We start from the raw sequence: 26,373 nt of genomic DNA on the forward strand, positions 1-26,373 counted from the left end.
GAAGCACTTCACAAGCAAAGATGTTGTAGACCGTTTCAGCCTGGTCAACTACTCTGACTGGCTATGGAGGAGAGCCGGGACATCACCGTCAACGCGGGCGACATCGCCCGGCTCGCCGACGTGGGACGGGCCGCCGTCAGCAACTGGCGCCGCCGCCACGAGGACTTCCCGCAGCCGGTCGGCGGCACCGCCTCCAGCCCGCTCTTCTCCCTGTCCGAGGTCGCCGCGTGGCTGCGCGGCAACGGCAAGTCCTTCGAGGTCTCCCTCGGCGACCTGGTCTGGCAGCGGATCCGGACCACCGCCGACGACCTGCGGCTGGGCGGGCTGGTGGGCCTGATCGGCGCCTTCCTGCTCTTCCTGCACCGCGAGCCCGGCGCCTGGGACGAGCACGGCCTGCGGCCCCTTCCCGGCCGCGACGGGCACGGCGGGGGCGGCTGGGACGGGAGGGACGGCGGGTACGGGAGGGACGACCGGCGCGCCGAGCGCGACGGGCACGACGGGCGGTCCCTCGCCGAGCGCGACGGGCACGACGGGCGGTCCCTCGCCGAGCGGGTCGCGGCCGCCACGGCCGACCTGCCCGGCTCCGCCGAGCCACTGCCCGACGACCGAGCCCTGCTCCGGCTGGTCGCCCGGCTGGCCGCGGCGGACGGCCCGCTGGCGGCGTTCGAGTTCCTCTGCGAGCGCTACGCCGAGGCCCACTCCCGGCAGCTCGCGGTGACCAGGCAGGACGTGGCCGCGCTGATGACCCGGCTGGTCGTCCCCGACGGCGGCACCGTGCTGGACCCGGCCTGCGGCGTCGGCACCCTCCTGCTGCCCGTGACCACACCGATCGGCCAGGAGCTCAGCGAGACGAACGCCCGGCTCGCCGCGGTCCGGCTGCTGCTGCGCGGCACATCCGCCCGGATCACCGCCGGCGACTCGCTCCGCGAGGACCGGCTGACCGGCGAGCTCGCCCTCGCCGACGCGGTGGTCTGCGACCCGCCGTTCAACGAGCGCGCGTGGGGCTACGAGGAGCTGACCGGCGACCCCCGCTGGGAGTACGGCCTGCCGCCCCGCGGCGAGTCCGAGCTCGCCTGGGTGCAGCACTGCCTGGCCCACGTGCGGCCCGGAGGGCTGGTGGCGATCCTGATGCCCGCCGCCGCGGCCGGCCGCCGCCCGGGCAAGCGCATCCGGGGCAACCTGCTGCGGGCCGGCGCCCTGCGGGCCGTCGTCAGCCTCGCCCCGGGCGGGCCCGACCTGTGGCTGCTGCGCCGTCCCGACGGGAGCCGGCCCCCGTCCCGCCTGCTGCTGGTGGACGCGGCCGAAGACCTGTCGGCGGTGGAGCCGGCCTGGCGCGCCTACCTCGAGGACCCGGAGGCCGAGCCGTCCGCCGCCGGCCGTACGGTCCGGATCGTCGACCTGCTCGACGACGAGGTCGACCTGACCCCCGCCCGGCACCGCCCGCAGCAGGGCGCGCTGGACTTCGCCCGCGACTTCGGCGACGCGCTGGACCGGTTCCGGGCGGCCTCGGCCACGCTGGCGGACGCGCCTCCCGCCCTGGAGCCGCCGCCCGAGCGCCACGACCTCCCGGTCACCACCATCGGTGAGCTGGCCAAGGCCGGCCTGGTCACCGTCCTGACGGCCCCGCCGAGGATGGCCTCCGGCGCCGGGCCCGTCCCGGTCCTGACCGCCGAGGACGCCGCGGCGGGCGCGCCGCCCTCCGGGGGCACCGTGCTCGACCCCGCGCTGGTCATGGTCAGGCCCGGCGACGTCGTGGCCACCGCCCTGGGCGCGGTCCGGGTGGTCGCCGAGCCGGGCGCGGCGCTGGGACCGCAGCTCACCCTCTACCGGGTGGACCCCTCCCGGCTCGACCCCCACTTCCTGGCCGGATGCCTGCGCTCCGCCGGGCGGTCCGCCCACCCCGGCTCCAGCCGGCTCGACGTGCGGCGGGCCCGGGTGCCGATGCTGCCGATCGCCGAGCAGCGCCGGTACGGCGCGGCCTTCCGCGAACTGACCGCGCTGGAGGACGGGCTCCGCGAGACGGCGGCACGGGGAGAGACCTTGATCAGGCTAGGCTTTGACGGACTGGTCGACGGCCATCTGCGACCGTGCGACCGAGGGGTTTGACATCCTCCTCCGCCTGAAGGCGGAGGATTCCAACCTGGTCCCCGAGGAGGAAACCATGTTGAGGTTCGCGGTTCACCGGCCGGGCACCCCCGAAGCCTCCCCGCGCAGCCACCCCATGCCCTGGGGCGGTCGTGCTGGTGGCTTGGTTATCACCACCGAGCGTAACTTTACCAGCACGTGGCGCTCGGGGGTCCGGATTCCTCCCCGGTCTGAAGCCCGGGGCTTCCTCCCGAGGACCTGGTGAGTCCCGGGAGTCCGTGGGGAGGGCCGCATGGTCATCGGCGACCGGTACGTTCTCGACGACCTCCCCCTGGGGCAGGGAGGCATGGGCGCGGTCTACGCCGGCCATGACAGGCACCTCGACCGCAGGGTGGCGGTCAAGTTCCTGCGTCTGCACACCGGCCCCGACGAGGAGCTGCAGCGCCGCTTCCTGCGCGAGGCCCGCATCCTGGCCCGGCTGGAGCATCCCGGCGCACCCGTGCTGTACGACTTCGGCACCTTCGACCACCGGCTGTTCCAGGTGATGCAGTTCATCGAGGGCGTCACCGTGGCCGACCTGGTCAGCGAGCACGGCCCGCTCCCGGTCCCGTGGGCCGCCGCCATCGCCGCCCAGGCCTGCGCGGTGCTGTCGGCTGCGCACGCGCTCTCGATCTACCACCGGGACCTCAAGCCGACCAACCTGATGCTCTGCCCCGACGGGAGCGTCAAGGTTCTGGACTTCGGCCTGGCGATGTTCCGCGAGACCGGCTCCACCCGGTTCACCCGGGTCGGCCAGCTGCTCGGCACCCCCGCCTACATGGCCCCCGAGCAGATCCAGCGCGGCCTGGCCGGTCCGCGCAGCGACCTGTACGCGCTGGGCTGCGTGATCCACGAGATGCTGACCGGCAGGCAGCTGTTCACCGGCCCCACCGAGTACGCCGTGTTCGAGCGGCAGGTCAACGAGCGCCCGCCGCCCGTCCCCGGCCTGCCCGGCGGGCTGGACCGGCTGATCGGGGAACTGCTGGAGAAGGACCCCGACCGCCGCCCGGCCGGCGCCGACGAGCTCTACGAGCGCCTGCAGCGGTTCGCCGTGGACCTCCCCATGCTCCCCGGCTTCCTCAGCCCGCCGTCGGCCCCCAGCCCGGTGCGGATGTACGCCCGCATGGTCGGCCGCGTCCTGGCCTGAAGGACGTCCCGGCACGCCCCGCCCGGTGGGCCCGCCGGCCGTACGGGGCGGCTCACCGCCGTGCGACCGGCGCCAGATGCGCGGTGAACCAGTCGCGGGCGAACTCCGAGACGGTCTCCAGGGCACCCGGCTCCTCGAACAGGTGGGTGGCGCCGGGGACGATCCGCAGGCTGTTCTCGCAGTGCAGCCGGCGCTGCGCCGCCCGGTTGAGCTCCAGCACCGCCTCGTCGTTCCCGCCGACGACCAGCAGGGTCGCGGCCCGTACGGCGGGCAGCCGGGGCCCGGCCAGGTCGGGCCGGCCGCCCCGGGAGACCACGGCGGCGATGTCGGCCCCCGGTTCGGCGGCCGCCCACAGCGCCGCGGCGGCCCCGGTGCTGGCCCCGAAGTAGGCGACCCGGAGGCCCCGGACCCCCGGATGCCCGCGCAGCCAGCCGGTGACCCGGTCGAGCCGGCCGGCCAGCAGGGGCACGTCGAAGACGTTGCCGCGGTCGAGCTCCTCACCCGGGGTGAGCAGGTCGAACAGGAGCACGGCCAGGCCGGCGCGGTAGAGGGCGGTCGCGACCTGGCGGTTGCGCGGGCTGTGCCGGCTGCTCCCGCTGCCGTGCACGAAGACCACCGTCCCGGCGGCCGCGTCCGGTACGGCGAGCCGGCCGGGCAGCCGGACGTCCCCGGCGTCCGCCTGGACCTCCGCGGTGAAGGCGGGGACCCGGCCCCCGGCTCCGCTCCCCGCCGTGTTCCCGCCCGGCGCCGCGCTCCCGTCCGCCGCGCTCTCCCCCGCCGCGCTCCCCGCCGCGCTCCTCGCCGCGTCCCTCCCGGGCCCGCCCGCCCCGACCGCGTCCCTCCCGGGCCCGCCCGCCCCGACCGCGTCCCTTCCAGGCCCGCCCGTCCCGGAGGCCGCGGCGTGCATGGAGGCGGCCCGCCGGAGCAGCTCGACCACCTGCGCGTCGGAGGTCTGGTCGAAGTCGCGGTACCAGGCGCCGATGGCGAACAGGTCGTCGGGGGCGAGCAGGCACACCACCTCGTCGGCGGCCCCGCGCAGGCTCTCGATCGCCTCCGGCGCCCCGACCGGGACCGCCAGCACCACCCGCGAGGCGCCGTGCGCCCGGGCGACCCGGCAGGCGGCGCGGGCCGTACCGCCGGTGGCGATCCCGTCGTCCACCACGATCACGGTGCGCCCCTCCAGGGCCACGGGAGGGCGGTCACCGCGGAAGCGGCGGGCCCGGCGTTCCAGCTCGGCCCGCTCCGCCTCCTCCACCCGGGCCATCTCCTCGGCGGTGAGCCGCGCGGCCCGCACCACGTCGTCGTTGACCACGCGCACCCCGCCCTCCCCGATGGCGCCGAAACCCAGCTCCGGCTGGACGGGCACGCCGAGCTTGCGCACCACGATCACGTCCAGCGGCGCGCCCAGGACCCGCGCCACCTCGGACGCCACCGGGACACCGCCTCTCGGCAGCCCCACCACGACCGTGCCCGCGCCTCCGGCATGGCCCCTCAGCCGTTCGGCCAGCCTCGTCCCCGCGTCATGACGGTCGAAGAACATCGCCGTTCACCCCCTGCCGGGCGCCCTTCCCTCATCGGGCCGCCCGGGGTCGTCGCCGGAGCCCTACCCGGTCCCCGCCGTGCCAAAAGCCGCCGTCCGGCGCGGACCTCCGCCGCGAACCTCCACCGGAGGAAAGGGCTCGAACCGCCCAGAAGTGACTCAGATGGCGCGCCCGGCGGCCGATGGGGTTTCCGTAACGGGGACCGAGTCGGCGAAGGCCGCTGCTAGGGGTGAAATGAACCAGCTATTCTCGCCGCTGCTCAACGCACTGAAGCAGCTGGGGGTCGACCCGCAGGCGCTGGAGCGGGCGGCCGGGGAGGCCGAGCGCACCGGGCGCTCCCTGCGCGCGGTGCTGATCCACGACAACATCGTCACCGAGGGGCAGCTCACCGAGGCCTCGGCGATCGAGTACGGGATCAAGAGCGTCGACCTGGTCGGCTACCCGATCGACCCGGCCGCGATGGCCAAGATCCCGCTCTCCCTGATGCTCCGGCACCGCGTCCTCGGCCTCTCCCTGGACGAGGACACCAACGAGATCACCGTCGGCATCACCGACCCGGGCGACGTGCTGGCCCTCGACGACGTGCGCGCGGCGACCGGGCTGACGGTCCGCCCCGTCGTGGTGGCCCGCAGCGACCTGCGCCACATCATGGACCGGCTCAAGCGCGAGGAGAACGACCTCGGCGACCTCGGCGAGACGCTCCGCGCCGAGCACCAGGCCGAGACCGTCTCGAACCTGAACTCCGTCGACGAGGACGCGCCGATCGTCCGGTACGTCAACTCGCTGCTGGAGCAGGGCATCCAGAACCGCGCCTCGGACCTGCACCTGGAGCCGACCGAGCACGACATGCGGGTGCGCTACCGCATCGACGGCGTGCTGCACGAGGTCGACACCGTGCCCCGGCACGTGCAGTCGGCCCTCATCTCCCGCCTGAAGATCATGTCGAACGTCGACATCACCGAGCGCCGGATCCCGCAGAACGGCCGCATCACCGTCATGATCAACGGCCGGAAGGTCGACCTGCGGACCGCGACCCTGCCCACCGTGTGGGGCGAGAAGATCGTGCTGCGCGTCCTCGACACCGGCGGCATCAACCTCAAGCTCGACAGCCTCGGCTTCACCGAGGACAACCACCGCCGCTTCTCCGGTTCGTTCACCAAGCCGCACGGCATGGTGCTGGTGACCGGGCCGACCGGTTCGGGCAAGTCGACCACCCTCTACGCCACCCTCGCGGCGATCAGCAAGCCCACCGTCAACATCATCACCGTCGAGGACCCGGTCGAGTACCGACTGCCCGGCATCAACCAGGTGCAGGTGGACCACAAGGCCGGGCTGACCTTCGCGGCCGTGCTGCCGGCGATCCTGCGCTCCGACCCCGACGTCGTGCTGATCGGTGAGATCCGCGACCGGACCACCGCCCAGCTCGCCGTCGAGGCCGCCCTCACCGGCCACCTCGTGCTCTCCACCCTGCACACCAACGACGCGCCCAGCGCCGTCGTGCGCCTGACCGAGATGGGCATCGAGCCCTTCCTCGTCGGCTCGTCCGTCGACTGCGTGCTGGCCCAGCGGCTCGCGCGCAGGCTGTGCGACTGGTGCAAGGAGGAGTACGTCCCGGCCGAGGCCGAGCTGGCCGGCGCCCGGTGGCCCACCGGCGACCTGCCCCTGCCGGAGCGGCTCTGGCGGCCGGCCGGCTGCCGCAACTGCGCGAACACCGGCTACCGCGGTCGGATCGCGCTGCACGAGGTCATGCCGATGTCCCCGGAGATCGAGCGCCTCACCGTCCAGCACGCCTCGGCGAGCGAGGTGCAGCGGGTCGCCGAGGCCCAGGGCATGCTCGCGCTGCGCACCGACGGCCTGTCCAAGGCCGCCGCCGGCCAGACCTCGATCCAGGAGGTCCTGCGCGTCGCGATCTGACGCGCGGGGCACCCGCCCTCCTCGGATCCGGCACGCACCGCCCTCGGGTCCGGCCAAGAACACCGCTCGGATCCAGGCACGAACACCGCCGGATCCGGGCACGAACGCCCCTCGGATCCGGCTCAGATCCGGGCACCACCGGCCGAAGAGTCCGGCATCAGTACGGCAAGGAGATTTCCGATGGAGACAGTGCAGGCGCCCGGCCGCCCGGGGGTCGACCTCGACGGCGCGCGCGGGCACCTCGACGCGATGCTGGTGGCCCTGGTCCGCGAGGGAGGCTCCGACCTGCACCTGACGGCGGGCGCCCCGCCCACCGTCCGGGTGGACGGCCGGATGCGGCAGCTACCGGGTCACCCGCCCCTCGCCCCGGGCGACACGGCGGTGCTGCTGCGCACGGTGGTGAGCGAGGACCAGTGGCGGCACTTCGAACGCCACCAGGAGTTCGACGTCGGCTACAGCATCGAGGGCGTCTCCCGCTTCCGCGCCAACCTCTACCGGCAGCGCGGCTCGTACGGGGCGGTCTTCCGCGCCATCCCGCACACGATCAAGCCGCTGGAGGAGCTGGGGCTGCCGGAGGCGGTGGCCAGGTTCGCCCAGCTGCCCCGCGGGCTCGTGCTGGTCACCGGGCCCACCGGCTCGGGCAAGACCTCCACCCTCGCCGCCCTGGTCGACCTGGCCAACCGCACCCGCTCGGGCCACATCGTCACCATCGAGGACCCGATCGAGTTCCTGCACCAGCACAAGATGTGCATCGTCAACCAGCGCGAGGTCGGCGCGGACACCGCGTCGTTCGCCGACGCGCTCAAGCACGCGCTGCGCCAGGACCCGGACATCATCCTCGTCGGCGAGCTGCGCGACCTGGAGACGACCTCCACGGCGCTGTCCGCCGCGGAGACCGGTCACCTGGTCCTGGCCACCCTGCACACGCAGAGCGCCGCGCAGACGATCGACCGCGTGATCGACATCTTCCCCCCGCACCAGCAGGCGCAGATCCGCATGCAGCTGTCCACGGCCCTGCAGGGCGTCGTCACCCAGACCCTGCTGCCGCGGGCGGACGGCCTCGGCCGCACGGTCGTGGCGGAGCTCATGGTCGCCACCCCCGCGATCCGCAACCTGATCCGCGAGGGCAAGAGCCACCAGATCCCGTCCTTCATGCAGGCCGGAGGCGGGGAGGGCATGCTCTCGTTCGACCAGCATCTGGCCGAGCGGGTCCGCCAGGGACTCGTCACCTTCGAGCAGGCGCTCGACATCTGCCACGCGGCGGATGACTTCAGGCGCCTCGTCGGATGGGCGTGATCCCGTGCCCGTGATCAAGACCTTCGAGTATCGGATGGGTGTGATCCCGTGCCGGTGACCAAGACCTTCGAGTACCAGACCGTCGACCTCGGCGGCAAGCGGGCCAAGGGCACCATCGAGGCCCCCAACGAGGCGGCCGCGGCCCAGCAGCTCCGCCAGCAGGGCCTCGTCCCCGTCTCGATCTCCGAGGGCGGCTCGCTGCTGCGCCGGGAGCTCACGATCCCCGGCCTCGGCGGCCGTACCACGCTCAAGGACCTGGCGGTCTTCACCCGCCAGTTCGCGACCATGACCGCCTCCGGCATGTCGCTGATGCGCTCCCTGTCGGTCCTGGAGGACCAGGCGACCAAACCGTCGCTGAAGAAGGCGATCAGCGAGGTGCGGGTGGACATCGAGGCGGGCGTCTCGCTCTCCTCGGCGCTCGGCAGGCATCCCAAGGTCTTCCCGGCGATCATGGTCGCGATGGTCAAGGCGGGCGAGGCGGGCGGCTTCCTGGACGGCGCGCTGGAACGCATCGCCGTCAACCTGGAGAAGGACGCCGCCCTGCGCGGGAAGATCAAGGGGGCGATGACCTACCCGGTCATCGTCCTGGCCTTCACCGGAGTGCTCGTGGCCGGCGTGCTGGCCTTCATCGTCCCCGTCTTCGAGGGCATGTTCGCCCAGTTCGGCGGGGAGCTGCCGCTGCCGACGCAGATCCTCGTCGACGCCAGCCACAGCCTGCTCTGGTCGGGCCCGCTGTTCGTCGGCGCCGTCCTGGGGTCGACCTTCCTGTTCCGGCGGGAGCTGGGGCGCAGACCCGCCCTGCGGCTCGCGTTCGACAGGCTGAAGCTCCGCCTGCCGGTCTTCGGGAAGTTGTTCGCGAAGATCGCCGTCAGCCGGTTCTCCCGCAACCTCGGCGTCCTGCTGGGGGTCGGCGTGCCGGTGATGCAGGCGCTGGAGGTCGTCGGCGCCACCACGGGCAACGCGGTCATCTCCGAGGCGACGAAGGACCTGCAGTCGTCCGTCCGCGACGGCCTGCCCATGTCGGCCCAGCTGGCCAAGCACCCGGTCTTCCCGCGGATGGTCGCGCAGATGATTGAAGTGGGCGAAGAGAGCGGGCAAATCAGTCAGATGCTGGACAAGGTTGCCGATTTCTATGACAGAGAGGTCGACACGGCGGCGGAGTCGCTGACCGCCTCGATCGAGCCGCTCATGGTCATCGTCATGGGCGTCGTGGTCGGCGGCATGGTCCTCTGCCTCTACCTGCCGATGTTCACGATCTACCAGAACATCCAGGGCTAGCACGACCCTCACAGGCTTTCCGTGCGCGCCACGGAATGACCGGCCGCGAGGCCGGACCGGCGTCAGGGCGACCGTCCGGGACGTCACTCCCCATCCCAAAAAATGATTCACAGGAGTCTCACCATGAAGGCAACGCTCCGGCGTCTGCAGACGCGCGCGCACGGCGACCGCGGCTTCACCCTCATCGAACTGCTGGTGGTCGTCGTGATCATCGGCGTCCTCGTCGCCATCGCGATCCCGGTGTACATGAACTACCAGAAGGGCGCGGCGGACAAGGCCGCCCAGTCCGACGTGCGCGGCGCCATCACCGCCGTGGAGAACTTCTACACGGTGAACAGCAACGCGTACCCGGCGGCGGACAAGGTGAGCCAGAAGACATCCTTCGGCTTCACCACCGACGCGCAGGATGTAGCCGTCTCGGATGGCACCGAGCTGTCCTACATCAAGCCGTCCACCAGCGGTGGCGGATACCTCATCTGCGCCAAGAACGAGGGCGGTTCCGGCGCGGTGTACGTGTACGACAGTGCCAAGGGCGGCTCAGTCGAGAAGGCCACGGGCACCGTCTCGATGACCACCTGCGCCGGCGGCACCACCTCCTGACCCAACCCGGCGGGGCGGCACGCGAACCGTGCCGCCCCACCGGACCCCGTAGCGAACCCACCGAGAGGAAGGAGACACCCCGATGGACGCGCTCGTGCCCGCCCTGGCCGCCCTGCTCGGCCTGCTGGTCGGTTCCTTCCTCAACGTGGTCATCCACCGGGTGCCGCGGGCCGAGTCGCTGCTGCGGCCCGGCTCGCACTGCCCCGCCTGCTCCGCCCCCGTCCGCCCCTGGCAGAACGTGCCGGTGCTGAGCTGGCTCGCGCTGCGCGGCCGGTGCGCCGCCTGCCGGGAGCCGATCAGCGTCCGCTACCCGCTGGTCGAGCTGGCCACCGCGCTGCTGTTCGCCGCGGTCGCCGCCCGGCTCGGCGCGACGCCCGAACTCCCCGCCTACCTCTACCTCGCCGCGGTCGCGGTGGCGCTCGCCATGATCGACCTCGACGTGCAGCGGCTGCCGAACGCGATCGTCCTGCCGTCGTACGCCGTCGGCGCCCTGCTCCTGCTTCCCGCGGCGCTCGCCGGCCCCGGCTGGACGGCCGCGCTGCGCGGCCTGGCCGCGATGGCCGCGCTGTACGCCTTCTACTTCGCGCTCGCCTGGTTCTACCCGGGAGGGATGGGCTTCGGCGACGTGAAACTCGCCGGGCTGCTCGGCCTCTACCTGGGCTGGCTGGGCTGGAGCGCGGTCGTGATCGGCACGTTCGCCGCCTTCCTGCTCGGCGGGATCGCCGGGGTGACGCTGCTGGCCACCGGCCGGGCCGGTCGCAAGACCGCCCTGCCGTTCGGCCCGGCCATGCTCGCCGGCGCCCTGCTCGCCCTCTTCGCCGCCGGGCCGATCGCCGCCTGGTACGGCGCCCTCCTCCTCCCCTCCGCCTGACCCCGGCCCCGCACCCCCGCGACCCACCGCCCGACCCCGCCCGCCTTCCACGACGAGGAGCACCTGATGGCCACCGTCAACCCCATCGGACTGGACATCGGTTCGATGTCGATCCGCGCGGTGGAGACCGCCCGCGGCAAGGACGGCCCGGTCATCACGAACTCCGGGATGGCCCCGCTCCCGCCGGGCGCCGTGCAGGGCGGCGTCGTCCACGACGCCAAGGCCGTCACCGCCGAGCTGAAGCGGCTCTGGTCGGCGACGAAGTTCCGCACCCGCAGGGTCGTGATCGGCGTGGCCAACCCCCAGCTCGTGGTCCGCGAGATGTCGGTGAGCAACCTCCCCGCCCGCGAACTGCGCCGGTCCCTGCCGTTCCAGGTCCGCGACGCGCTCCCGCTCCCGGTCGAGCGGTCGCTGCTCGACTTCTTCCCCCTGGAGGACCCGGGCACCCAGGAGACCGTGCGCGGGCTGCTGATCGCCGCCCCGAAGGAGGCCGTGCTCACCGCCGTGCAGGCGGTCGAGCAGGCCGGGCTGCACGTCGCCCGTGTGGACCTCGCCTCCTTCGCGCTGCTGCGCGCCGCCTCGCGCCTGGACTCGCAGGTGGAGGCCATCGTCGACATCGGCGCCCGGTCGACGAGCGTCATCGCCCACACCGACGGCGTGCCGCTGATCGTCCGGACGCTCCCCCGCGGCGGCGCCGAGGTCACCGAGACCGTCGCCGCCCGGCTCAACGTCGACGTGCCGACCGCCGAGGAGCTCAAGTGCCGCATCGGCGTCCGCGAGGACCAGGACGGCGAGGAGGCCGCTGCCGCCGCCGCGGTGGTCCGCGAGGCCGTACGGCCCCTCATCGGTGAGATCCGCAGCTCCTTCGCCTATCTCGGCTCCGGCAGCAAGCCGACCCGCGTCACCCGGATGGTGCTGTCCGGCGGCGGCTCCCTGATGCCCGGCCTGGTCGAGATGCTGCACGCGCAGCTCGGCATCGACGTGGTGCCCGGTGACCCCACGGTGCGCATCCGCCAGGGCCGCCGCGGCAAGCACGACAACCTCGACCGGTTCCGCGCGGCCGCCGCGGTCTCGATCGGCCTCGCCATGGGAGCAGCAGCCTGATGACCACCACCCTCACCCCACCCGAGTCCGGGGCGCCGGTCCTGGACCCGTTCCGGCCGCTGTCCATCGCGGCAGACCTGCTTCCGCCGGAGATCACGGCCGCGCGCCGGGGCCACCGGGCCCGCGCGATCGTCCTGTCCGCCCTCGCCGTGTTCGCCATGCTGCTGGCCGGCTGGTACGTCGTCGCCCGCCAGCAGACCGCGGAGGCCGAGGACGCCGTGGCCGTCGCCCAGGCCGACGTGCAGGACCTGATCCGGCAGCAGCGGGAGTTCTCCGACCTCGTCACCGTCCGGTCGCAGGCCGAGACGATCGAGGCGCGGCTCTCCACCCTGCTCGCGAACGACCTGCGGTGGGCCACCGTGCTCTCCTCGGTCCGCAAGGCCGCGCCCGCCGGAGTGGAACTCGTCAGCGTCAGCGGCAAGGTCAACGAGCGGGGCGCCGAGGCGGCCGGCTCCGATCAGCTCAACACCTCGGGCGAGAAGCTGGTCGGCGAGCTGAGCATCACCGGCACGGCCGGCGGCAAGCAGGCCGTGACCGAGTACGTCGACGCGCTCGGCGGGATACCCGGCCTGGGCAACCCGCTCCTCACCGACGTGCGCGAGGAGGAGTCCGGCGTGGGCTTCGCCGTACGCGCCGACCTCACCGAAGCCGCCCTCGGCGGCCGGTACACCGACCCCGCCGACACCGCGGACACCGCGGACACCGCCAAGAAGGGGGACTGATGTTCTCGGGACGCACGGACCGGCTCTGGATCATCGGCGGCGTCCTCGCCGCCGCCGTCCTGCTCGTCGCCGGCTGGTTCCTCCTCATCAGCCCGGAGAAGGCCGAGGCCGACCGCCTCCACGGGGAGGCCGAGACCGCGCAGACGCAGGTGGCGACCCTGCGCAGCAGGCTCGCCGACCTGGAGCGGGAGAACGCCGACCTGCCGCGGTACCGGTCCGAGCTGGCGGAGGCCCGCAGGGCGCTGCCCGCGACGGCCGACTCGGAGAAGTTCCTGGAGCAGCTCCAGCAGGCGGGCGAGGCGGCGGGCGTCTTCCTGCAGGGCGTCAACGTCGGCGATCCCGCCAAACTCGAAGGCGCCGACGCCGTGATGCACCACCTGTCCGTGGCCGTGACGGTCACCGGCGGCGCCGCCGAGGCGGAGGAGTTCCTGGATCAGATCCAGCGGGTGCAGCCGCGGGCCGTACTCGTCGAGAGCGTCACGCTCGGCGGAGGGGACGACGAGGGCGAGGAGGGCGCAGAGGGCGGCGGCGCGCTGAGCACCGTGGTCAACCTGAAGATCTTCGTCGCCCCGCCGGACGGGGCGAAGACCGCTCCGGCCGCCGCTCCCCCGGCCGCCGGCGGGAACGGCTCGTAGCGACCCGGCGAGCGGCACGCAGCGGCATAGCGGGCGGCTCGCCGACGGAGGCGACTCGAGCGGTGTGGCGACCCGTGACGGAGACGGCACGCAGCAGCATGACGACCCGCGATGGGGACGGCGCCACCCGGAAATTCCCCGCGAGCGCTAATCAGCGGCCCGCAGCCGCCGATCGGTACAGGTAGCCCGTCCTTCGAGGACGGCCCCCAGACGACGGAACCCAGGAGGCGTGATGCCAGCCGGTCGAGCCGACCGCCGGGCGGCCGGGGCGCGCACCGCGCCGCCGGCCCCCGCCGCCGTGCGCGGCCGAGCGTCCCGGCGACCCGCCGTGCGCGGCCGGGCGTCCGCAAGGTCCGCCGTGCGCGGCCGCGTGCCCGCGCCCGTGCGCGGTGACGGCGAGGCGGGCTTCACCCTGATGGAGGTGCTGGTCTCCATGGCGGTGATCGGCACCGTCATGGCGTCGCTGACCGTGTTCTTCACCAACTCGCTGGCCTTCACCGGCCAGCAGCGCAGCCGGCAGGTCGCCGTCCAGCTGGCCGGCGACGGCATCGAGCGGGCACGCGCCCTCAAGGGGTCTGCGCTGCTCGCGGGACGGGGGGAGGATCGGGTGAAGGTCTGGTGGGGAAAAGCAACCGATCCCGAAGCAACCCATCCCGCCGTACGGGAAGTACGGAAACACCTGGAGTCGACGGAGTCCGCCTGGGACCCGACCCTGATCGCCGGCTCCGGCTCCGGCGCCGGCGCCTCCGCGCCGCTGCCGACCGAGCCCGAGAAGGTCTCGGTCAACGGCGTGGAGTACACCCGGACCTGGTACGTCGGCCGCTGCTGGCAGCAGACCTCCCCCATCGCCGGATCCGCCGCCGAACGCGCCTGCACCGACGTCCCTGACCCCGGCAGCGCGGACGTGCGGTTCTTCCGCGTCGTGGTCGCGGTGGAGTGGAAGCACAAGGGGTGCTCCGACGGGCAGTGCGTGTACGTCACCTCGACCCTGATGAGCCCGACCAGTGAGCCGATCTTCAACGTCAAGCGGCCCCCGCCCTCGGTGACCGATCCCGGCGCCCAGTACGGCTACCGCGGCACCGACGCGAGCCTGCAGCTCGTCGCGACCGGAGGACGGCTCCCGCTGACCTGGTCGGCCGCCGGCCTGCCCGCCGGCCTGAGCATGTCCACCGGCGGCCTCGTCACCGGCCGCCCGACCGCGCCCGGGACCTCCCCGGTGACCTCCACCGTGACCGTCACCGTGACGGACCGGCAGCAGGACACCGACGACGTCCAGTTCACCTGGACGGTCTTCGACCTGCCCGCGCTCACCGACCCCGGCGACCAGGTGACCCGGGCCGGTACGGCGGTCTCGCTGGCGATGCCGGTGACCGGAGGACGGCCTGCGCTGACCTGGTCGGCCACCGGCCTGCCCGAGGGCCTGTCGATCGACGCGTCGACGGGTCGCGTCTCCGGGACCCCGACCGCCCGCGAGACGACGACGGTGACCGTGAAGGTCACCGACAAGGGAGGGAAGACCGACGCGGTGACGTTCACCTGGAAGGTCCTGACGCTGGAGCTCGCCGAGGCGGACGCCCGGGCGAATCACATCCGGGACAAGGTCGACGGGGTCCGCCTCAGGGCCACCGGCGGCGACGGGCCGTACACCTGGCGCGCCGAGAACCTGCCCGAGGGCCTGCGGATCGACCCGGCGACGGGTGAGATCTACGGCACCGCCTGGCAGGGCACCCGGTACCTCACCACGGTGTACGTCAGGGACGACGCGGGCGACGAGGTCTCCACGACGTTCCCCTGGCGGGTCCGGCCGCGGCAGCCGAACGACCTCAGCGTGACGCTCCCGGACCCGGCCGCCCCCGACCGCACCGGTACGGCCGGCGTGCAGGTCTCGCTGACCGCCGAGGCGGAGGGCGGGAGCAACAGCGGCTACAACACCTGGTCGGCGGAAGGGCTGCCGCCCGGGCTCACCATCGCCCCCGTCGGCCGCCAGTCCGCGAGGATCACGGGCAGGCCAACCACCCGGGGCACCTACACCGTCACGCTGCGCGTGGAGGACTCCACCAACAAGGCCGCGGCACTGATGTTCACCTGGGTGGTGCGGTGATGGGCCCGGCGACGCGCGAAACGCCCCACGGGACGCCGCGCCGGGGCCAGGACGGGCTCCGGCACCCGCTCCCGGGCCGGGACCGGACCCGCTCCGGACGCCTCCGGCGGGCCCGGCCCGCCGGGGACGCGGGCCTCTCGCTGACCGAGGTGATGGTCTCCATCTCCCTCATGGGCGTGATGATGGTGATCTTCACGACCGGGGTGCTCCAGGTCTACCGGGCCGTCAACGGCGTCGAGGCCCTGTCCGCCTCCCAGTCCCAGCTGCAGACGGCGTTCCAGCGGCTCGACAGGGAGATCCGCTACGCCACCTGGATCTCCCAGCCGAGCGCCCCGATCCGGGGCAACCGGTATGTGGAGTTCGCCTATGTGGAGTATCCGCGGACCGAGCAGGCACAGACCGGGCAGGCACAGACCGGGCAGGCGCACACCGGGCAGGCGATGTGCGGGCAGCTCCGGCTCGACGTGAACCGGGGAGTCCTGCAACTCGTCCGGTGGACGCCCGGCTCGCCGCCCGCGGAGGGTCGGCCCGGCGAGACGCTGGCCTCGGAGATCGCGGTCGACGGCCTGAAGGCGGATTCGCCGAGCGGGACCGCGAAGGAACCCTTCGTGCTCCAGCCCGCCGGGTCCCGGCCCTACCGCGGCTCCGGCGTGGGCTCCACCGGAGCCGACTTCGCCCCCGACTTCCACCGGCTGGAGCTGCACCTGACCAGCCGCGTGGGCACCGGGGAGCACGAACGCACCTCGAACCTCGACGTCACGTTCACCGCACTGAACACATCCCGGGAGACCCCGGCCGCCAACGTCTGCTCCGAAGGAAGACCGTAGTCGTGACCCGTACCCTACGCCGGAGGGAAACCGCCGTGGCCCGCACGCCGAGAGGCGGCCGTCCGCGGCGGGGGCTCCCCCGCACCGCCTCCGACCGGGGTTCCATGCCCCTGGCCCTGCTGCTCACCCTGGTCGGCATCTCGCTGAGCGCGCTGCTGGTGCCGGTGGTGGTCAACCAGATGACCGCCACCCGCACCGCCTCCGAGCGCGTCCGGGCGCTGCACGCCGCCCAGGCCGGCGTCGACGTCGCGGTCGGGCAGATCCGCGCCGCCGCGGACGCCGACGGCAACGGCCTGGTGGAGCGGCTGCCCTCCTGCGATCTGACGGGCGGCCTGTTCCCCGGGGACGGCACTGGCTCCCCCCGCTACCAGGTGAAAATCACCTATCGTGACGCCGCCGACGAAGAGCTCGGCTGCGCCCCGACGGACGTGCCGGCCACCGCGTTGATCGAGTCCACCGGCGCCGAGGCGCCGGACGCCGCCTTCGCCGCCGGTACGGCGGGCACCCGGACGATCAAGGCCATCTACGCGTTCCAGACCACCAACGCGAACATCGCCGGAGGGGCCATCCCCGTCGCCCAGCCGGCCTCGCCGCAGCTCTGCATGGACGCCGGCCCCGACGCGTCCCCCCAGGCGGAAACCCCGCTCCAGATGCAGAGGTGCCAGCCCGGCGCCAGCCGGCAGCGGTTCGTCTACACCGAGGACCTGAGCATCAAGCTGGTGGGCTCGGAGACCTCGGAGACCTCGGGGACCTCGGGGACCTCGAGGGCGCCGCTGGGCATGTGCCTCGACGCGGGCTCCCCGCAGAAGACCGGGGCGAACGTGGTGTTCCAGCCGTGCAAGGGCCGCACGCCGCGGCAGCAGTGGAGCCTCAACGACAACTCGAACTTCCAGGGCACCGGCAACGGCGTCACCACGAACTCCTTCTGCTTCAACCTGAAGAACCCGGGCGCGCCCGGGGGCGTCGTGCTGGGATCGTGCGGCACCACCCTGAACAGGCAGGTCTTCCGCGCGCAGACCGGCGTCGGCACCGGCATGGCGGGGGCCCCCACCGGGCAGCTCGTGAACTTCCGGCAGTTCAGCCGGTGCCTGGACGTCACCGACTTCACGGTCACCCGGCCCTACATGATCGTCTGGTTCTGCAAGCAGGCCCCCGACGGCAACGTCCGCTGGAACCAGAAGTGGTCCTTCCCCAAGGTCACCACCCCTGGACTCCCCGCCACCGGCCGCATCCGCACCGTCAACGACTCGGGCGCCGGGTACTGCCTGCGCAGCCCCGCCTCCACCGCCGCCAACCAGTACGTCACGCTGGCCGCCTGCACCGCCACCGGCTCGCTGGCGGCCAACCTCACCTGGAAGGTGTACGGCGACACCGGCGACTACACCACCAGCTACCGCATCGTGGACCACTACGGCAACTGCCTGACCCCGACCGACCTCGACGTGCTCCAGCCCGACACGCACAGCGACGGCACCAGCAAGGCGAAGGTGGCCGTCTGCGACGGCTCCGAGCTGCAGAAGTGGAACGCCCCGGCCAACTTCAACCGGCCGCTGCCGCTGACGGACATCACCGAGAAGTGAACCGGCGGGACACCCTCCCGGCGGGACACCCTCGGGCGGTGACGGACGGCCACGACGCGTACGAGACGTACGCCGACCGGCGGCCACAACGTGTATGAGACGCACGTCGACCGGCGCAATCTCCATGTCGCCGAGAACGCCATGGGATCGGAGCCGGTCCTCGGCCTGTGCGAGACTTCTCCGTTGAATCCGACAGAAGAGAAGAATCGCCACCTCGCATGTCCCATGACCTCCCTCCGCCGCCCGCTCCGAGCAGCTCACATGTCTGGCGCCGGGTCACAGGGGCCGTTCTTCTGATCGTCTCGGTGTCCGCCGCCTCCGTGTTCGCCCTGACGAAGATGGCGGTCCGGGCCTCGGATCCCTCCGCTCCTCCGTCCCCGCCCGCAGTCTCCACCGCAGCGGAGGCGGCGCGACGAGGAGTGGTGAAGGTGACGGGGATCGCCCGCAGCTGCCGCAAGGTGATCGAGGGCAGCGGATTCGTCTACGCCCCCGGCCACGTGATGACCGCCGCCCACGTCGTCGCAGGCGTCGACCACCGGCAGCGCATCATCGACGACCGGTCGAAGGTGCACGACGCCAAGGTCGTGCTCTTCGATCCCGAGCGGGACGTCGCCGTCCTCCACGTACCGACCCTGCGGGCACAGCCGTTGCGGTTCGCCGAGGCCGGCCGGAACGCTCCCGCCGTCATCGCAGGTCACCCGCACGGCGCGGGCTTCTCCGCCACTCCGGCGACGATCACGGCGACGCAGGACGCCTCAGGACGCGACCTCTACGAGACCGCCGACGTCGTCCGCGAGGTCCATACGATCCGCGGCGAGGTCCAGCAGGGCGGCAGCGGAAGCGCGCTCCTCAGTCCCGACGGCCGGGTCTACGGCATGCTCTTCGCCTCGGCCTCCGACCAGGCCGGAGTCGGATACGCCCTCACCGCGTCGGAGATCGCCCCTCAGGCGCGCGCCGGAGCCCGGCTCACCGAGGCGGTCGGCACCCGGGACTGCGACTGATCGGGGCTTGAGCCTCAAGCCGCTCGAGATCCCATAGTGGCGGTATGGACGACATCCGCCGGCTCCTCGGCGGTGAGACGTCACTGCACGATCTCCTCGTGCCGCACCTGGAACTCGTCGAGCGCCAAGACCGCGTCCTCCGGGCCAGACGAGCCGTGCTGCGGAGACGACTCCCGGTGACCGCCGGGACGGGCCTCGCTCCCGAGCCGGGCGTAGGCCGCGGGTGGCATGCCGACCGCGGCGGTGAAGTCGCGGGTCAGGTGGGCCTGGTCGGTATAGCCGAGTTCGGCGGCCAGCGCGGCGAGGCCGAGGCCCTGACGGACCCGTTCCGCGGCCTCGTGCAGCCGGAAACGGCGGATCACCCACTTGGGGCCGACACCGACGTAGTCCCGGAAGAGCCGCTGCAGCGAGCGCACCGACCGCCCCGATCTGGCGGCCAGCTCGTCGACCCTGGTCACGGACACGTCGCTCTCCGCCGTTGCGACCAGCGCCGCGACCTCCTCGACCAGCGGATCCTGCTCCGGCCCCAGCCCCAGCCCCAGCCCCAGCAGGAACGTCTCGGTGAGCGCGACGGCCGACCGGGGGCGGGGCTCGGCCAGCACCTGCTCGACCAGGGCCGCACCCGCTGTGCCGTACATCTCACCGATCTCCACGAAGTGGCCGGTCAGCTCGGAGACCGGGCCGCCGAGGAACGGACGGAAGCCGCCGGGCCGGAAGCGTGCGCCGAGAATGCGCCCGCTGCCCCGCATCGTGTGGGAGAATCCGCCCCTGATCACCCCCGCGATCCGGTGGAAGTCCGGGCCGATGATCATGTTCACGGTGGGATGCGAGACGATGCGCTGTTCGTACGGCTCGGCGAGATCGGTCCAGGTGACGACCCAGAAGTGTTCCACATACGCCGAAACCCTGGGTGACGGCGCATGGCGGATGAAATCGAAGGCGCCGAGCCCCCCGTACGGGTCGACCCAGCCGCGCCGTCGCGTTTCTACAAGCCGCGCCCGGGGTGAGCGGGTCATCCTGGCTGCCATGGACGACATGATGCCGCTGATGGCGCGCGCCACCGAAAGCACCTCGGAACTGGTGCGTGCGGTCCGGCAGGAGCAGTTCGGGTCACCGACGCCGTGCGCGGAGTTCGACGTCGAAGATCTGATCAACCATCTGGAGTGGGTGGCGGAGTTGTTCGAGTCGCTGGGGCGCAAGGGGCCGTACGTCGAGCAGGGACCTTATGCGGGCGACTTCCCCGAGCGAGCGCAGCGCACGCTCGCCGCCTGGTCGCGGCGCGAGGCATGGGAGGGGACCAGCCCCGCCATGGGCCTGCCGATGGGCACGCTGGCCCACATGTACCTCGTCGACCTGGTGGTGCACGGCTGGGACCTGGCCAGGGCCACCGGTCAGCGGTACGAGCCGGAGCCCGAGGCCGTCTCGCGGGCGCTGGACTTCACCGGCCGGATGGTGCAGACGGGCAGGGAGCGCGGCGTCTTCGGGCCGCCGGTGGCGGTGCCGGCCGACGCCCCGGAGTTCGACCGCCTGCTCGGCGCCATCGGCCGGGATCCGGCCTGGACATCGTGATCTTCTCCGCGAGAAGCCCGGCCACCTCCGCAGGAAGCTGGAAGCCTCCGCGAGTATCGATCTCTCCGGCCGCCCCGGTCCAGACGGCCTCGGCACCAGCACGCCGCCCCACACGGGCTTCGGCCGGAAACCCTTCGCGACCACCGCCCATGGATATAATGTTTTCAGTTCGTATATATAAGTGAGGTGGCATGCCGTGGCCAAGACCCTGATCGACCTTGATGACGAGGCGCTGGCGGAAGCCGCAAGACTGCTCGGCACCTCGTCCAAGAAAGACACGGTGAACGCCGCCCTGCGGGAGATCGTCGACCGGCGCAGACGGGCGGCGGCCGTGGCCCGCATGCGCGAGATGGTGGCCGAGGGGGAGATCGACTTCTCGGTCATAGAGAAGAATGACGACGGCACACGGCAGAACGTGGCATGACGGAGCTGTATCTCGCCGACACCAGTGCCTTGATCCGCTTCTACCGCGGCCAGGTCGGCTCAGAATGGGATCAGACCGTCTCCGCCGGGCTCGTCGGCCTCTGCGAACCGGTCAGGCAGGAATATCTCCGCGCCGTCGGCGGCCGACCGGCCTTCTACGAGGCGGACGGCCTGCTCCGGGACACGTTCCCCTACTACGCAATCCCCGATTCGGCCTGGGAAGAGACAAGCGAGCTGCAACGCGATCTAGCGGACAAGGGGTGGCATCAGTGTGCATCTCCGATCGATCTGCTCATCTCGGTGACGGCCCGGCATCACAAGCTCACCGTGCTTCACGCGGACAACGACTTCGACACCATCTCCCGCCTGACCGGACAATCCGTACGCCGAATCGGCTGATCGGGCGCCGCTTCCTCCGTACCGGACCAGATCCCGGCGAGGCCTCTCCCCCTTGGGACCCGGCTTCATGCACGATTCCGTCATCGTCCGCAACCCCATCCCCGACTCTCGCCCGCCGTACCTCATCCGGCAACCGATCGGCCTCGTGATTCACCATTCCTCGCGATCGGTGAAGGCCCGCAGGCGCAGCGGCACTGCCACGTTCTCGACGAACCAGGTGAAGAAGTAGCCGTTGCGGTCAAGTCCTGCGCGGACCGTCCGACTCCAGTCCTCCCGGTCGAGGACCGCGAGGTACCGCTGCAGGATGTGGTCTCGCTGTTCCGGGGTGCAGCCCAGCCGCTGCGGTGATTGCCGGGTCAGGTGGCCTGCCAGCGTCGCGGCGCCGACATACCTGTTCACGGTCGGCTCCTGACGGCTGAGGTGACCGGCGTGCGCCTCCAGGACGACGCGCGCTGGCGGATAGCGCTCCAGGGTCATCCCCATGCCGCCGCAGTCGGCCATGACGTTCAGCAACCGGCCGGTGTGGTCGACCAGGTCGTCGTCAACGTCAGGCCGAGTGATCGCTTCCTGGAGATGAGCGGCGGTGGCGACCTTGCCGGCGAAGTAACCATTGAGGTAGTCGCCATCGCAGGCATGCCTCAGCAACCACGAGCGCGCCTGGAAGGCGCCCATCTGACAGAGCGCCTCGACGATGTAGACCCGTCCCCAGCCGGTGACCCTCTCGGCCAGCCACAGCAGTGCCTGTTCGCCGTTGTGGCGGCGTCGCAGGGCGTCGGCGGTCAGCGGGCCGAAGTGGTTCGACAGCAGGCCGATCGTCTGGATCAGCGGAGTGTCCTCTTCGGCCCAGCCGACGGCGAGCAGCGCCAGTCCCACGGTGGCGGAACAGCGATCTCTGCTGTGCCGTACCAGCCATCGGCCGGTCCGCTGAACCCGGTGCTTGTCCGCTCGCAGCGCCGCAGCGGCGATGTGCTCGTTGTGGTGGATCGGGACGTAGAGGCCATGGAACGCATCGGCGAGCTCGCCGGGTGGCGCGTCAGCCTTGGCGAAGTGCGCGTCCAGGATCGCGGCGATGTCCATCCCGATGAACCGCCGGTCTTCCGGCGCATCCGGCCGGGACCGCCGGCGGTGCTTCTCCTCGTCGGGGTACGGCTCCCCGTCACGAGGCAGGGGTGAATCCGGATCTTGCCGGTGCAGATGCAATGCGTGGGTGAACAGAGTAGTTCGGGGTCCGAGCGATCCAGGCTCGGTCGTCACGCTCACCGGCGGACGAAGGACTCGATTCTCTCGATCATGTTCGGATGATGCCAGCACGAACCGATCAGAGGCAATAGAACGCCAGGCGGCCGACGCTCCTCCAGTCCGGAACGATCATGTCCCACGGCTGTCCCGCAGCGTCCGTCATCCGGTGTCTCCGGACGTCGCAGGATGGCAGGACCGGGCCGCCGCAGGAGAAAGTGAAAGGCCAGGTCAGACGGTGTCTGCCCTGGCCTTCGGTTGGTGCCCCCTGCAAGATTCGAACTTGCGCTCCCGGCTCCGGAGGCCCCTCCCCGATCCCTCTCCCACCTGCGGCTTATCCCTCTGTCCAGACTTGCTGGCCCGCATACAGCTCACATCCCACGTCTATAGGAGAGAGCCGGCAATCCCCTGGGCCAGCTGTGCCAGGAACCATCAGTTCGGTAGCTCTGATCCTCCCATAAAGTCCGGAGAGCAACCTAAACGCACCACTTCTCTCCTTATGTGAACAATGGTGCACAAGTTAACCATCGTGACTTCAGCAAAGATGCACCACATCACGTCTTCCACGAGCTCGGAGTGCTTCAGGCAGGTGCTTCGACAGCTAGACAACGTCCTCATAACGAAACCGTTGAGCTTCCCCTACTTTTGGTAGATGTAGGGAACAAGGATGAAGGGTCAGCTTATGGCTGGACGGTCTTCGCCGTCCCTCCAATCAACACCACATGATCAGTGCAACGGAGTGCTCATGTCCTATACGTTCGAGGAGACACCACTCTGGCGACGAACCCTGGGAAGCCGCCCCGATGATCCACATGCTGAGCAGCGACAGACACTTCGTTTTGCTTATCTCCAGTTCCGCACGGTAGTAGAAGCGCTTGCTGACGAGATCTCAGTCAGCCTACCAATGTTTACTGACCACTCAATTAAGCATGCTGATGCACTCTGGGACACCGCCTCGCAAATCTGCGGAGAAGACTTCCCGATCAACCCTGCCGAGGCATTCGTACTCGGCGGCTCCTTCCTACTTCACGATCTTGGCATGGGGCTTGCCGCGTTCCCCGGAGGTGTAAAAGAGATCGAACTAGATCCAAATTTCGAAGATTTAGTGGTCAGCGCTAAGGCCGGGTTGCAAGGCCCTGGACTAATCGCTAACGCAGAAGGAATTGAGGAAGCCGCTCGTGAAGAGGCAATCGCCAGCCTACTTCGCCTCAGGCATGCTCAGCGGGCCGAGCGCCTCATAAGCACCCAATTCCACACATCCAACGGAGAAGTTTTTTATCTGCTTCAGGATGCCGCACTAAGGCAAACCTTTAGCGAGCTAATCGGCCAGATATCACATAGTCATTGGTGGCCAGTAGAGCAACTTCGGGAACTACCTCAGCGGAGAGGGGCGTATGCAGGTCATCCGGGCAACTGGGAACTCAATCCCCTGAAGATTGCATGCGTGTTACGGTTAGCCGATGCATCACAGATCGATAGCCGTCGCGCCCCTATTTATACGCATGCATTCCGGCGTCCTACAGGAGTTTCACGGGATCACTGGTATTTTCAGGAAAGGTTAACGCGACCTTTAGTGGTCGCCGATAGATTCGTCTACACCTCGACCCGTTCATTCCGTCGGGATGAAGCTGCAGCCTGGTGGTTGGCGTTCGAGACGATCCAGATGATTAATCATGAGCTGCGCCAAGTCGATGCCCTTTGTGCCGATATGGGATTACCTCGCTTTATGGTTCGATCGATTGCCGGGGCAGATGCGCCGACGCGTCTTTCTGAGCACATCAAGACTGACGGTTGGACACCTATTGATGCAAGATTGCGCGTTACCGATGCCACTAAGCTAGTCTCAAGCATCGGCGGTGAGGATCTATACGGTAAACGACCAGAAATCGCAGTCCGTGAACTGATAGCCAATGCTTCTGACGCGACCCGCGCTCGCGCGGCTCATGAGGGCGGAATTTTACGTCCAGTAACCATACGTCTTGCAGAGGTAAACGGCGACTGGTGGCTCACTGTTGAAGACGAAGGAATCGGGATGTCACCCGAGACCATGGTTGCAGCACTTACGGATTTTGGCCACTCACACTGGCGCTCATCTGCGACCTTGTCAAGCTTCCCGGGCTTGCTCGCTAAGGGATTCGAGCCCAGCGGGAGGTTTGGCATTGGTTTCTTCGCCGTCTTCATGGCTGCCGACGAGGTCAGAGTCCGCAGCCTTGCCCTCGGTGAAGCTTCGCGTTCAACCTATGTATTGGAGTTTAGCCAAGGCGTAGCAGGACGCCCTTTGCTGCGTGAAGCTGAGCGTTCTGAGTGGCTATCAGGGCCAGGAACAGTTGTGCAGATAAAGCTGAGGAACGATCCTCGTACAACTGAAGGAATATTTCGTATCGATAGTCGCCGGAGGTCGCACACTCAGAATCTCCACGCCGAGCTAACTAACCTGTGTGCTCTTTCCGAGGTAGACGTCCAGGTTCAGGGACCAGACGATCCGGCGCCAGTTCGCATCATATGCGCTGGCGATTGGACTAAAATTTCCGCAGATGAGCTATTCTGGCGTATCTATCTCCAGTGGGAACAGAATCCCCTGTATCAGCGAATACTTGAGCATTATCAAACATTATTCGTAGATCACGCGACTGACCTTCTCGACGAGAATGGAAAAATCGTCGGACGTGCAATGTTGAGCTCGGGAGAGGAGCACGTCCTAACGTATGGCCTTAATAAATATTACGCACCATTCGGCTATGTTTACACGGGCGGACTAAAGTCCTCGTACATTCAATGGACCTTGGGAGCCTTTCAAGGTAAACCTTTAACTGCAAATCGACTTAACGCATTTCCAACCGCAAGCCTAGATGATCTTAGACGATGGGCAGAATCTCAGGCCAAGGTTGCCAAAAATAGTAGATGGAGCACGCCTAGCCTACTTTGGATAGCCAGTGATCTAGTTCATGGATTTGGTGGAAGCGATCCTGAATTGCCTTGCGCGGATTGCGGAACTCATCTTCTTGATCGACGAGGCCTAGAGGAGTGGCTAAGTAAGCGAGATGAGGTACTGCTGATATCCGAATCCGAATTACTCCGCATCGATCAACATGCGGAACAAGCAGAACAACGTTGTCGATTCTTTAGTAGCGAAGGCTCCGAGGTCCGGATACCCGACAACGGTCTTGTCGTTGACATCTATCCAAGATGGCTATTTCCCGACGAGATCGCAAAACGTCCTCGTGATGAGCGATTCGCAGACGTTGCAGCGGATACCGAGTATTCCGATCCGCGATATTGGTGGTACAACGATGGCAGCTTTGGTGCCATTAGTACGGTCATCCAAGCAATTGCAGAAACTTGGCACATGGGAATCTTCGATGTCATTAATGGTCTGGAGGCATGCTGCTTGACCGATGAGCGTGATTCACGGTTAATGCTCCCAACGGCAGATGGCCGTATCTTCTTAATTGATGCTATCCGCTTAAGGCGACCCAAAAGATCAGGAGGGAAGTAATATGTCCACAGCCGAAATTTCAAATGAAGAATCATCGCCCGCACCGCCGGATACAGATCTAATAAAAGAGTTCGGGCTGGAGCGATACCGTTATATACTCCACCAGATTAGCGCCCTTAACGATAATGCCTATAAATTCTTGGGCATTTACCAGACGCTAGCGACTACAATCATAGGAGTGGCTTTAGCTCTATTTGTGGGATATAGACAATGGCAAATTAATCCAGCAACAGCTAAAGCTGGAATCATCGGTCTGTTGTGCCTCGAAACAGCGGTTGCCGCTTTTACAATCTTGCTAATTATTACAGGAATTCTCTCATGGATAGATTACCGGAGAGAAGAGGTTGACCTTACCAATCGACTAGTGCATCAAGGATTTCGAAATCTACCGAGAATGAAAAACTCTTGGCGCTGGTATGAAACTTACATAATCGGCTTCATTGCAGCGTCAACCCTCTTCATGTGGTTCTATGCTATCGAGCTAATTCTTCCTGGAATTAAATGATATT

At 69.2% G+C, this 26,373-nt stretch carries 22 protein-coding genes; 19 read left to right on the forward strand and 3 right to left on the reverse strand.

Going from position 1 to position 26,373, the window contains the following annotated elements:
* Positions 1–63: 63 nt before the first annotated feature.
* Positions 64–2,106, forward strand: coding sequence for an N-6 DNA methylase (locus IEZ06_RS03460; RefSeq protein WP_229797753.1), 2,043 nt, complete (start codon positions 64–66; stop codon positions 2,104–2,106).
* 271 nt (positions 2,107–2,377) lie between these two features.
* Positions 2,378–3,271, forward strand: a complete 894-nt coding sequence (locus IEZ06_RS03465) for a serine/threonine-protein kinase (protein ID WP_189235183.1) — start codon at positions 2,378–2,380, stop codon at positions 3,269–3,271.
* A gap of 52 nt (positions 3,272–3,323) precedes the next feature.
* On the opposite strand, the gene IEZ06_RS03470 is transcribed toward IEZ06_RS03465, so the two are convergent.
* On the reverse strand, positions 3,324–4,811 hold the full coding sequence (locus tag IEZ06_RS03470) for a phosphoribosyltransferase family protein (protein ID WP_189235184.1): 1,488 nt from the start codon (positions 4,809–4,811) through the stop codon (positions 3,324–3,326).
* Positions 4,812–5,046: 235 nt separating this feature from the next.
* On the opposite strand from IEZ06_RS03470, the gene IEZ06_RS03475 reads away from it, so the two are divergent.
* From IEZ06_RS03475 to IEZ06_RS03530, 12 genes are all read left to right on the forward strand, one after another.
* Entirely contained in the window at positions 5,047–6,726 is a 1,680-nt protein-coding gene (locus IEZ06_RS03475; RefSeq protein WP_189235185.1) for a GspE/PulE family protein, read from the forward strand.
* A 180-nt stretch (positions 6,727–6,906) separates the two neighbouring features.
* On the forward strand, positions 6,907–8,022 hold the full coding sequence (locus tag IEZ06_RS03480) for a type IV pilus twitching motility protein PilT (protein ID WP_275414858.1): 1,116 nt from the start codon (positions 6,907–6,909) through the stop codon (positions 8,020–8,022).
* 54 nt (positions 8,023–8,076) lie between these two features.
* The gene (locus tag IEZ06_RS03485; protein ID WP_229797754.1) at positions 8,077–9,300 is read left to right on the forward strand and encodes a type II secretion system F family protein; all 1,224 of its coding nucleotides are present in this window, start codon (positions 8,077–8,079) and stop codon (positions 9,298–9,300) included.
* A 123-nt stretch (positions 9,301–9,423) separates the two neighbouring features.
* Entirely contained in the window at positions 9,424–9,900 is a 477-nt protein-coding gene (locus IEZ06_RS37445) for a prepilin-type N-terminal cleavage/methylation domain-containing protein (RefSeq protein ID WP_307811650.1), read from the forward strand.
* An 82-nt stretch (positions 9,901–9,982) separates the two neighbouring features.
* Positions 9,983–10,771 carry a prepilin peptidase gene (locus tag IEZ06_RS03495; protein ID WP_189235187.1) on the forward strand — a complete coding sequence of 263 codons (789 nt, stop codon included), beginning with the start codon at positions 9,983–9,985 and terminating at the stop codon, positions 10,769–10,771.
* Between the two features lie 66 nt (positions 10,772–10,837).
* Positions 10,838–11,875 (forward strand): type IV pilus assembly protein PilM, encoded by a 1,038-nt coding sequence (pilM, locus tag IEZ06_RS03500; RefSeq protein WP_189235188.1) that lies wholly within the window; start codon positions 10,838–10,840, stop codon positions 11,873–11,875.
* On the forward strand, positions 11,875–12,597 hold the full coding sequence (locus IEZ06_RS03505) for a PilN domain-containing protein (RefSeq protein WP_189235189.1): 723 nt from the start codon (positions 11,875–11,877) through the stop codon (positions 12,595–12,597). The genes pilM and IEZ06_RS03505 overlap by 1 nt, the downstream gene beginning before the upstream one ends.
* Positions 12,597–13,232, forward strand: coding sequence for a type 4a pilus biogenesis protein PilO (locus tag IEZ06_RS03510; RefSeq protein ID WP_189235190.1), 636 nt, complete (start codon positions 12,597–12,599; stop codon positions 13,230–13,232). The genes IEZ06_RS03505 and IEZ06_RS03510 overlap by 1 nt, the downstream gene beginning before the upstream one ends.
* Before the next feature lie 358 nt (positions 13,233–13,590).
* Positions 13,591–15,333: a putative Ig domain-containing protein gene (locus tag IEZ06_RS03515; RefSeq protein WP_189235191.1), complete on the forward strand. Its 1,743-nt coding sequence runs from the start codon at positions 13,591–13,593 to the stop codon at positions 15,331–15,333.
* Entirely contained in the window at positions 15,333–16,160 is an 828-nt protein-coding gene (locus IEZ06_RS03520; protein ID WP_189235192.1) for a PulJ/GspJ family protein, read from the forward strand. The genes IEZ06_RS03515 and IEZ06_RS03520 overlap by 1 nt, the downstream gene beginning before the upstream one ends.
* A 35-nt stretch (positions 16,161–16,195) precedes the next feature.
* Complete coding sequence (locus tag IEZ06_RS03525) at positions 16,196–17,740, forward strand: RICIN domain-containing protein (protein ID WP_189235193.1); 1,545 nt, start codon at positions 16,196–16,198, stop codon at positions 17,738–17,740.
* A 305-nt stretch (positions 17,741–18,045) separates the two neighbouring features.
* On the forward strand, positions 18,046–18,741 hold the full coding sequence (locus IEZ06_RS03530) for a trypsin-like peptidase domain-containing protein (protein WP_189235194.1): 696 nt from the start codon (positions 18,046–18,048) through the stop codon (positions 18,739–18,741).
* Between the two features lie 80 nt (positions 18,742–18,821).
* Here the strand turns inward: IEZ06_RS03530 and IEZ06_RS37450 are convergent, their stop codons facing one another.
* Positions 18,822–19,778, reverse strand: coding sequence for a DUF6597 domain-containing transcriptional factor (locus tag IEZ06_RS37450; RefSeq protein ID WP_308427600.1), 957 nt, complete (start codon positions 19,776–19,778; stop codon positions 18,822–18,824).
* Here IEZ06_RS37450 and IEZ06_RS03540 point away from each other — a divergent pair.
* From IEZ06_RS03540 to IEZ06_RS03550, 3 genes are all read left to right on the forward strand, one after another.
* A complete protein-coding gene (locus IEZ06_RS03540) occupies positions 19,768–20,310 on the forward strand; it encodes a TIGR03086 family metal-binding protein (protein ID WP_189235196.1) in 543 nt (180 codons plus the stop codon). The two genes, IEZ06_RS37450 and IEZ06_RS03540, sit on opposite strands and share 11 nt — an antisense overlap.
* A gap of 196 nt (positions 20,311–20,506) precedes the next feature.
* Positions 20,507–20,734: a type II toxin-antitoxin system VapB family antitoxin gene (locus IEZ06_RS03545; RefSeq protein ID WP_189235197.1), complete on the forward strand. Its 228-nt coding sequence runs from the start codon at positions 20,507–20,509 to the stop codon at positions 20,732–20,734.
* A complete protein-coding gene (locus IEZ06_RS03550) occupies positions 20,731–21,132 on the forward strand; it encodes a PIN domain nuclease (protein ID WP_189235198.1) in 402 nt (133 codons plus the stop codon). The genes IEZ06_RS03545 and IEZ06_RS03550 overlap by 4 nt, the downstream gene beginning before the upstream one ends.
* Before the next feature lie 150 nt (positions 21,133–21,282).
* On the opposite strand, the gene IEZ06_RS03555 is transcribed toward IEZ06_RS03550, so the two are convergent.
* Entirely contained in the window at positions 21,283–22,392 is a 1,110-nt protein-coding gene (locus IEZ06_RS03555) for a hypothetical protein (protein ID WP_203871808.1), read from the reverse strand.
* Between the two features lie 721 nt (positions 22,393–23,113).
* On the opposite strand from IEZ06_RS03555, the gene IEZ06_RS03560 reads away from it, so the two are divergent.
* On the forward strand, positions 23,114–25,864 hold the full coding sequence (locus IEZ06_RS03560) for an HD domain-containing protein (protein ID WP_189235199.1): 2,751 nt from the start codon (positions 23,114–23,116) through the stop codon (positions 25,862–25,864).
* A gap of 1 nt (position 25,865) precedes the next feature.
* Complete coding sequence (locus IEZ06_RS03565) at positions 25,866–26,369, forward strand: hypothetical protein (protein ID WP_203871807.1); 504 nt, start codon at positions 25,866–25,868, stop codon at positions 26,367–26,369.
* Positions 26,370–26,373: the final 4 nt, after the last annotated feature.

It is taken from the genome of Planomonospora antibiotica (assembly GCF_014647955.1).
Lineage (GTDB): Bacteria > Actinomycetota > Actinomycetes > Streptosporangiales > Streptosporangiaceae > Planomonospora > Planomonospora parontospora.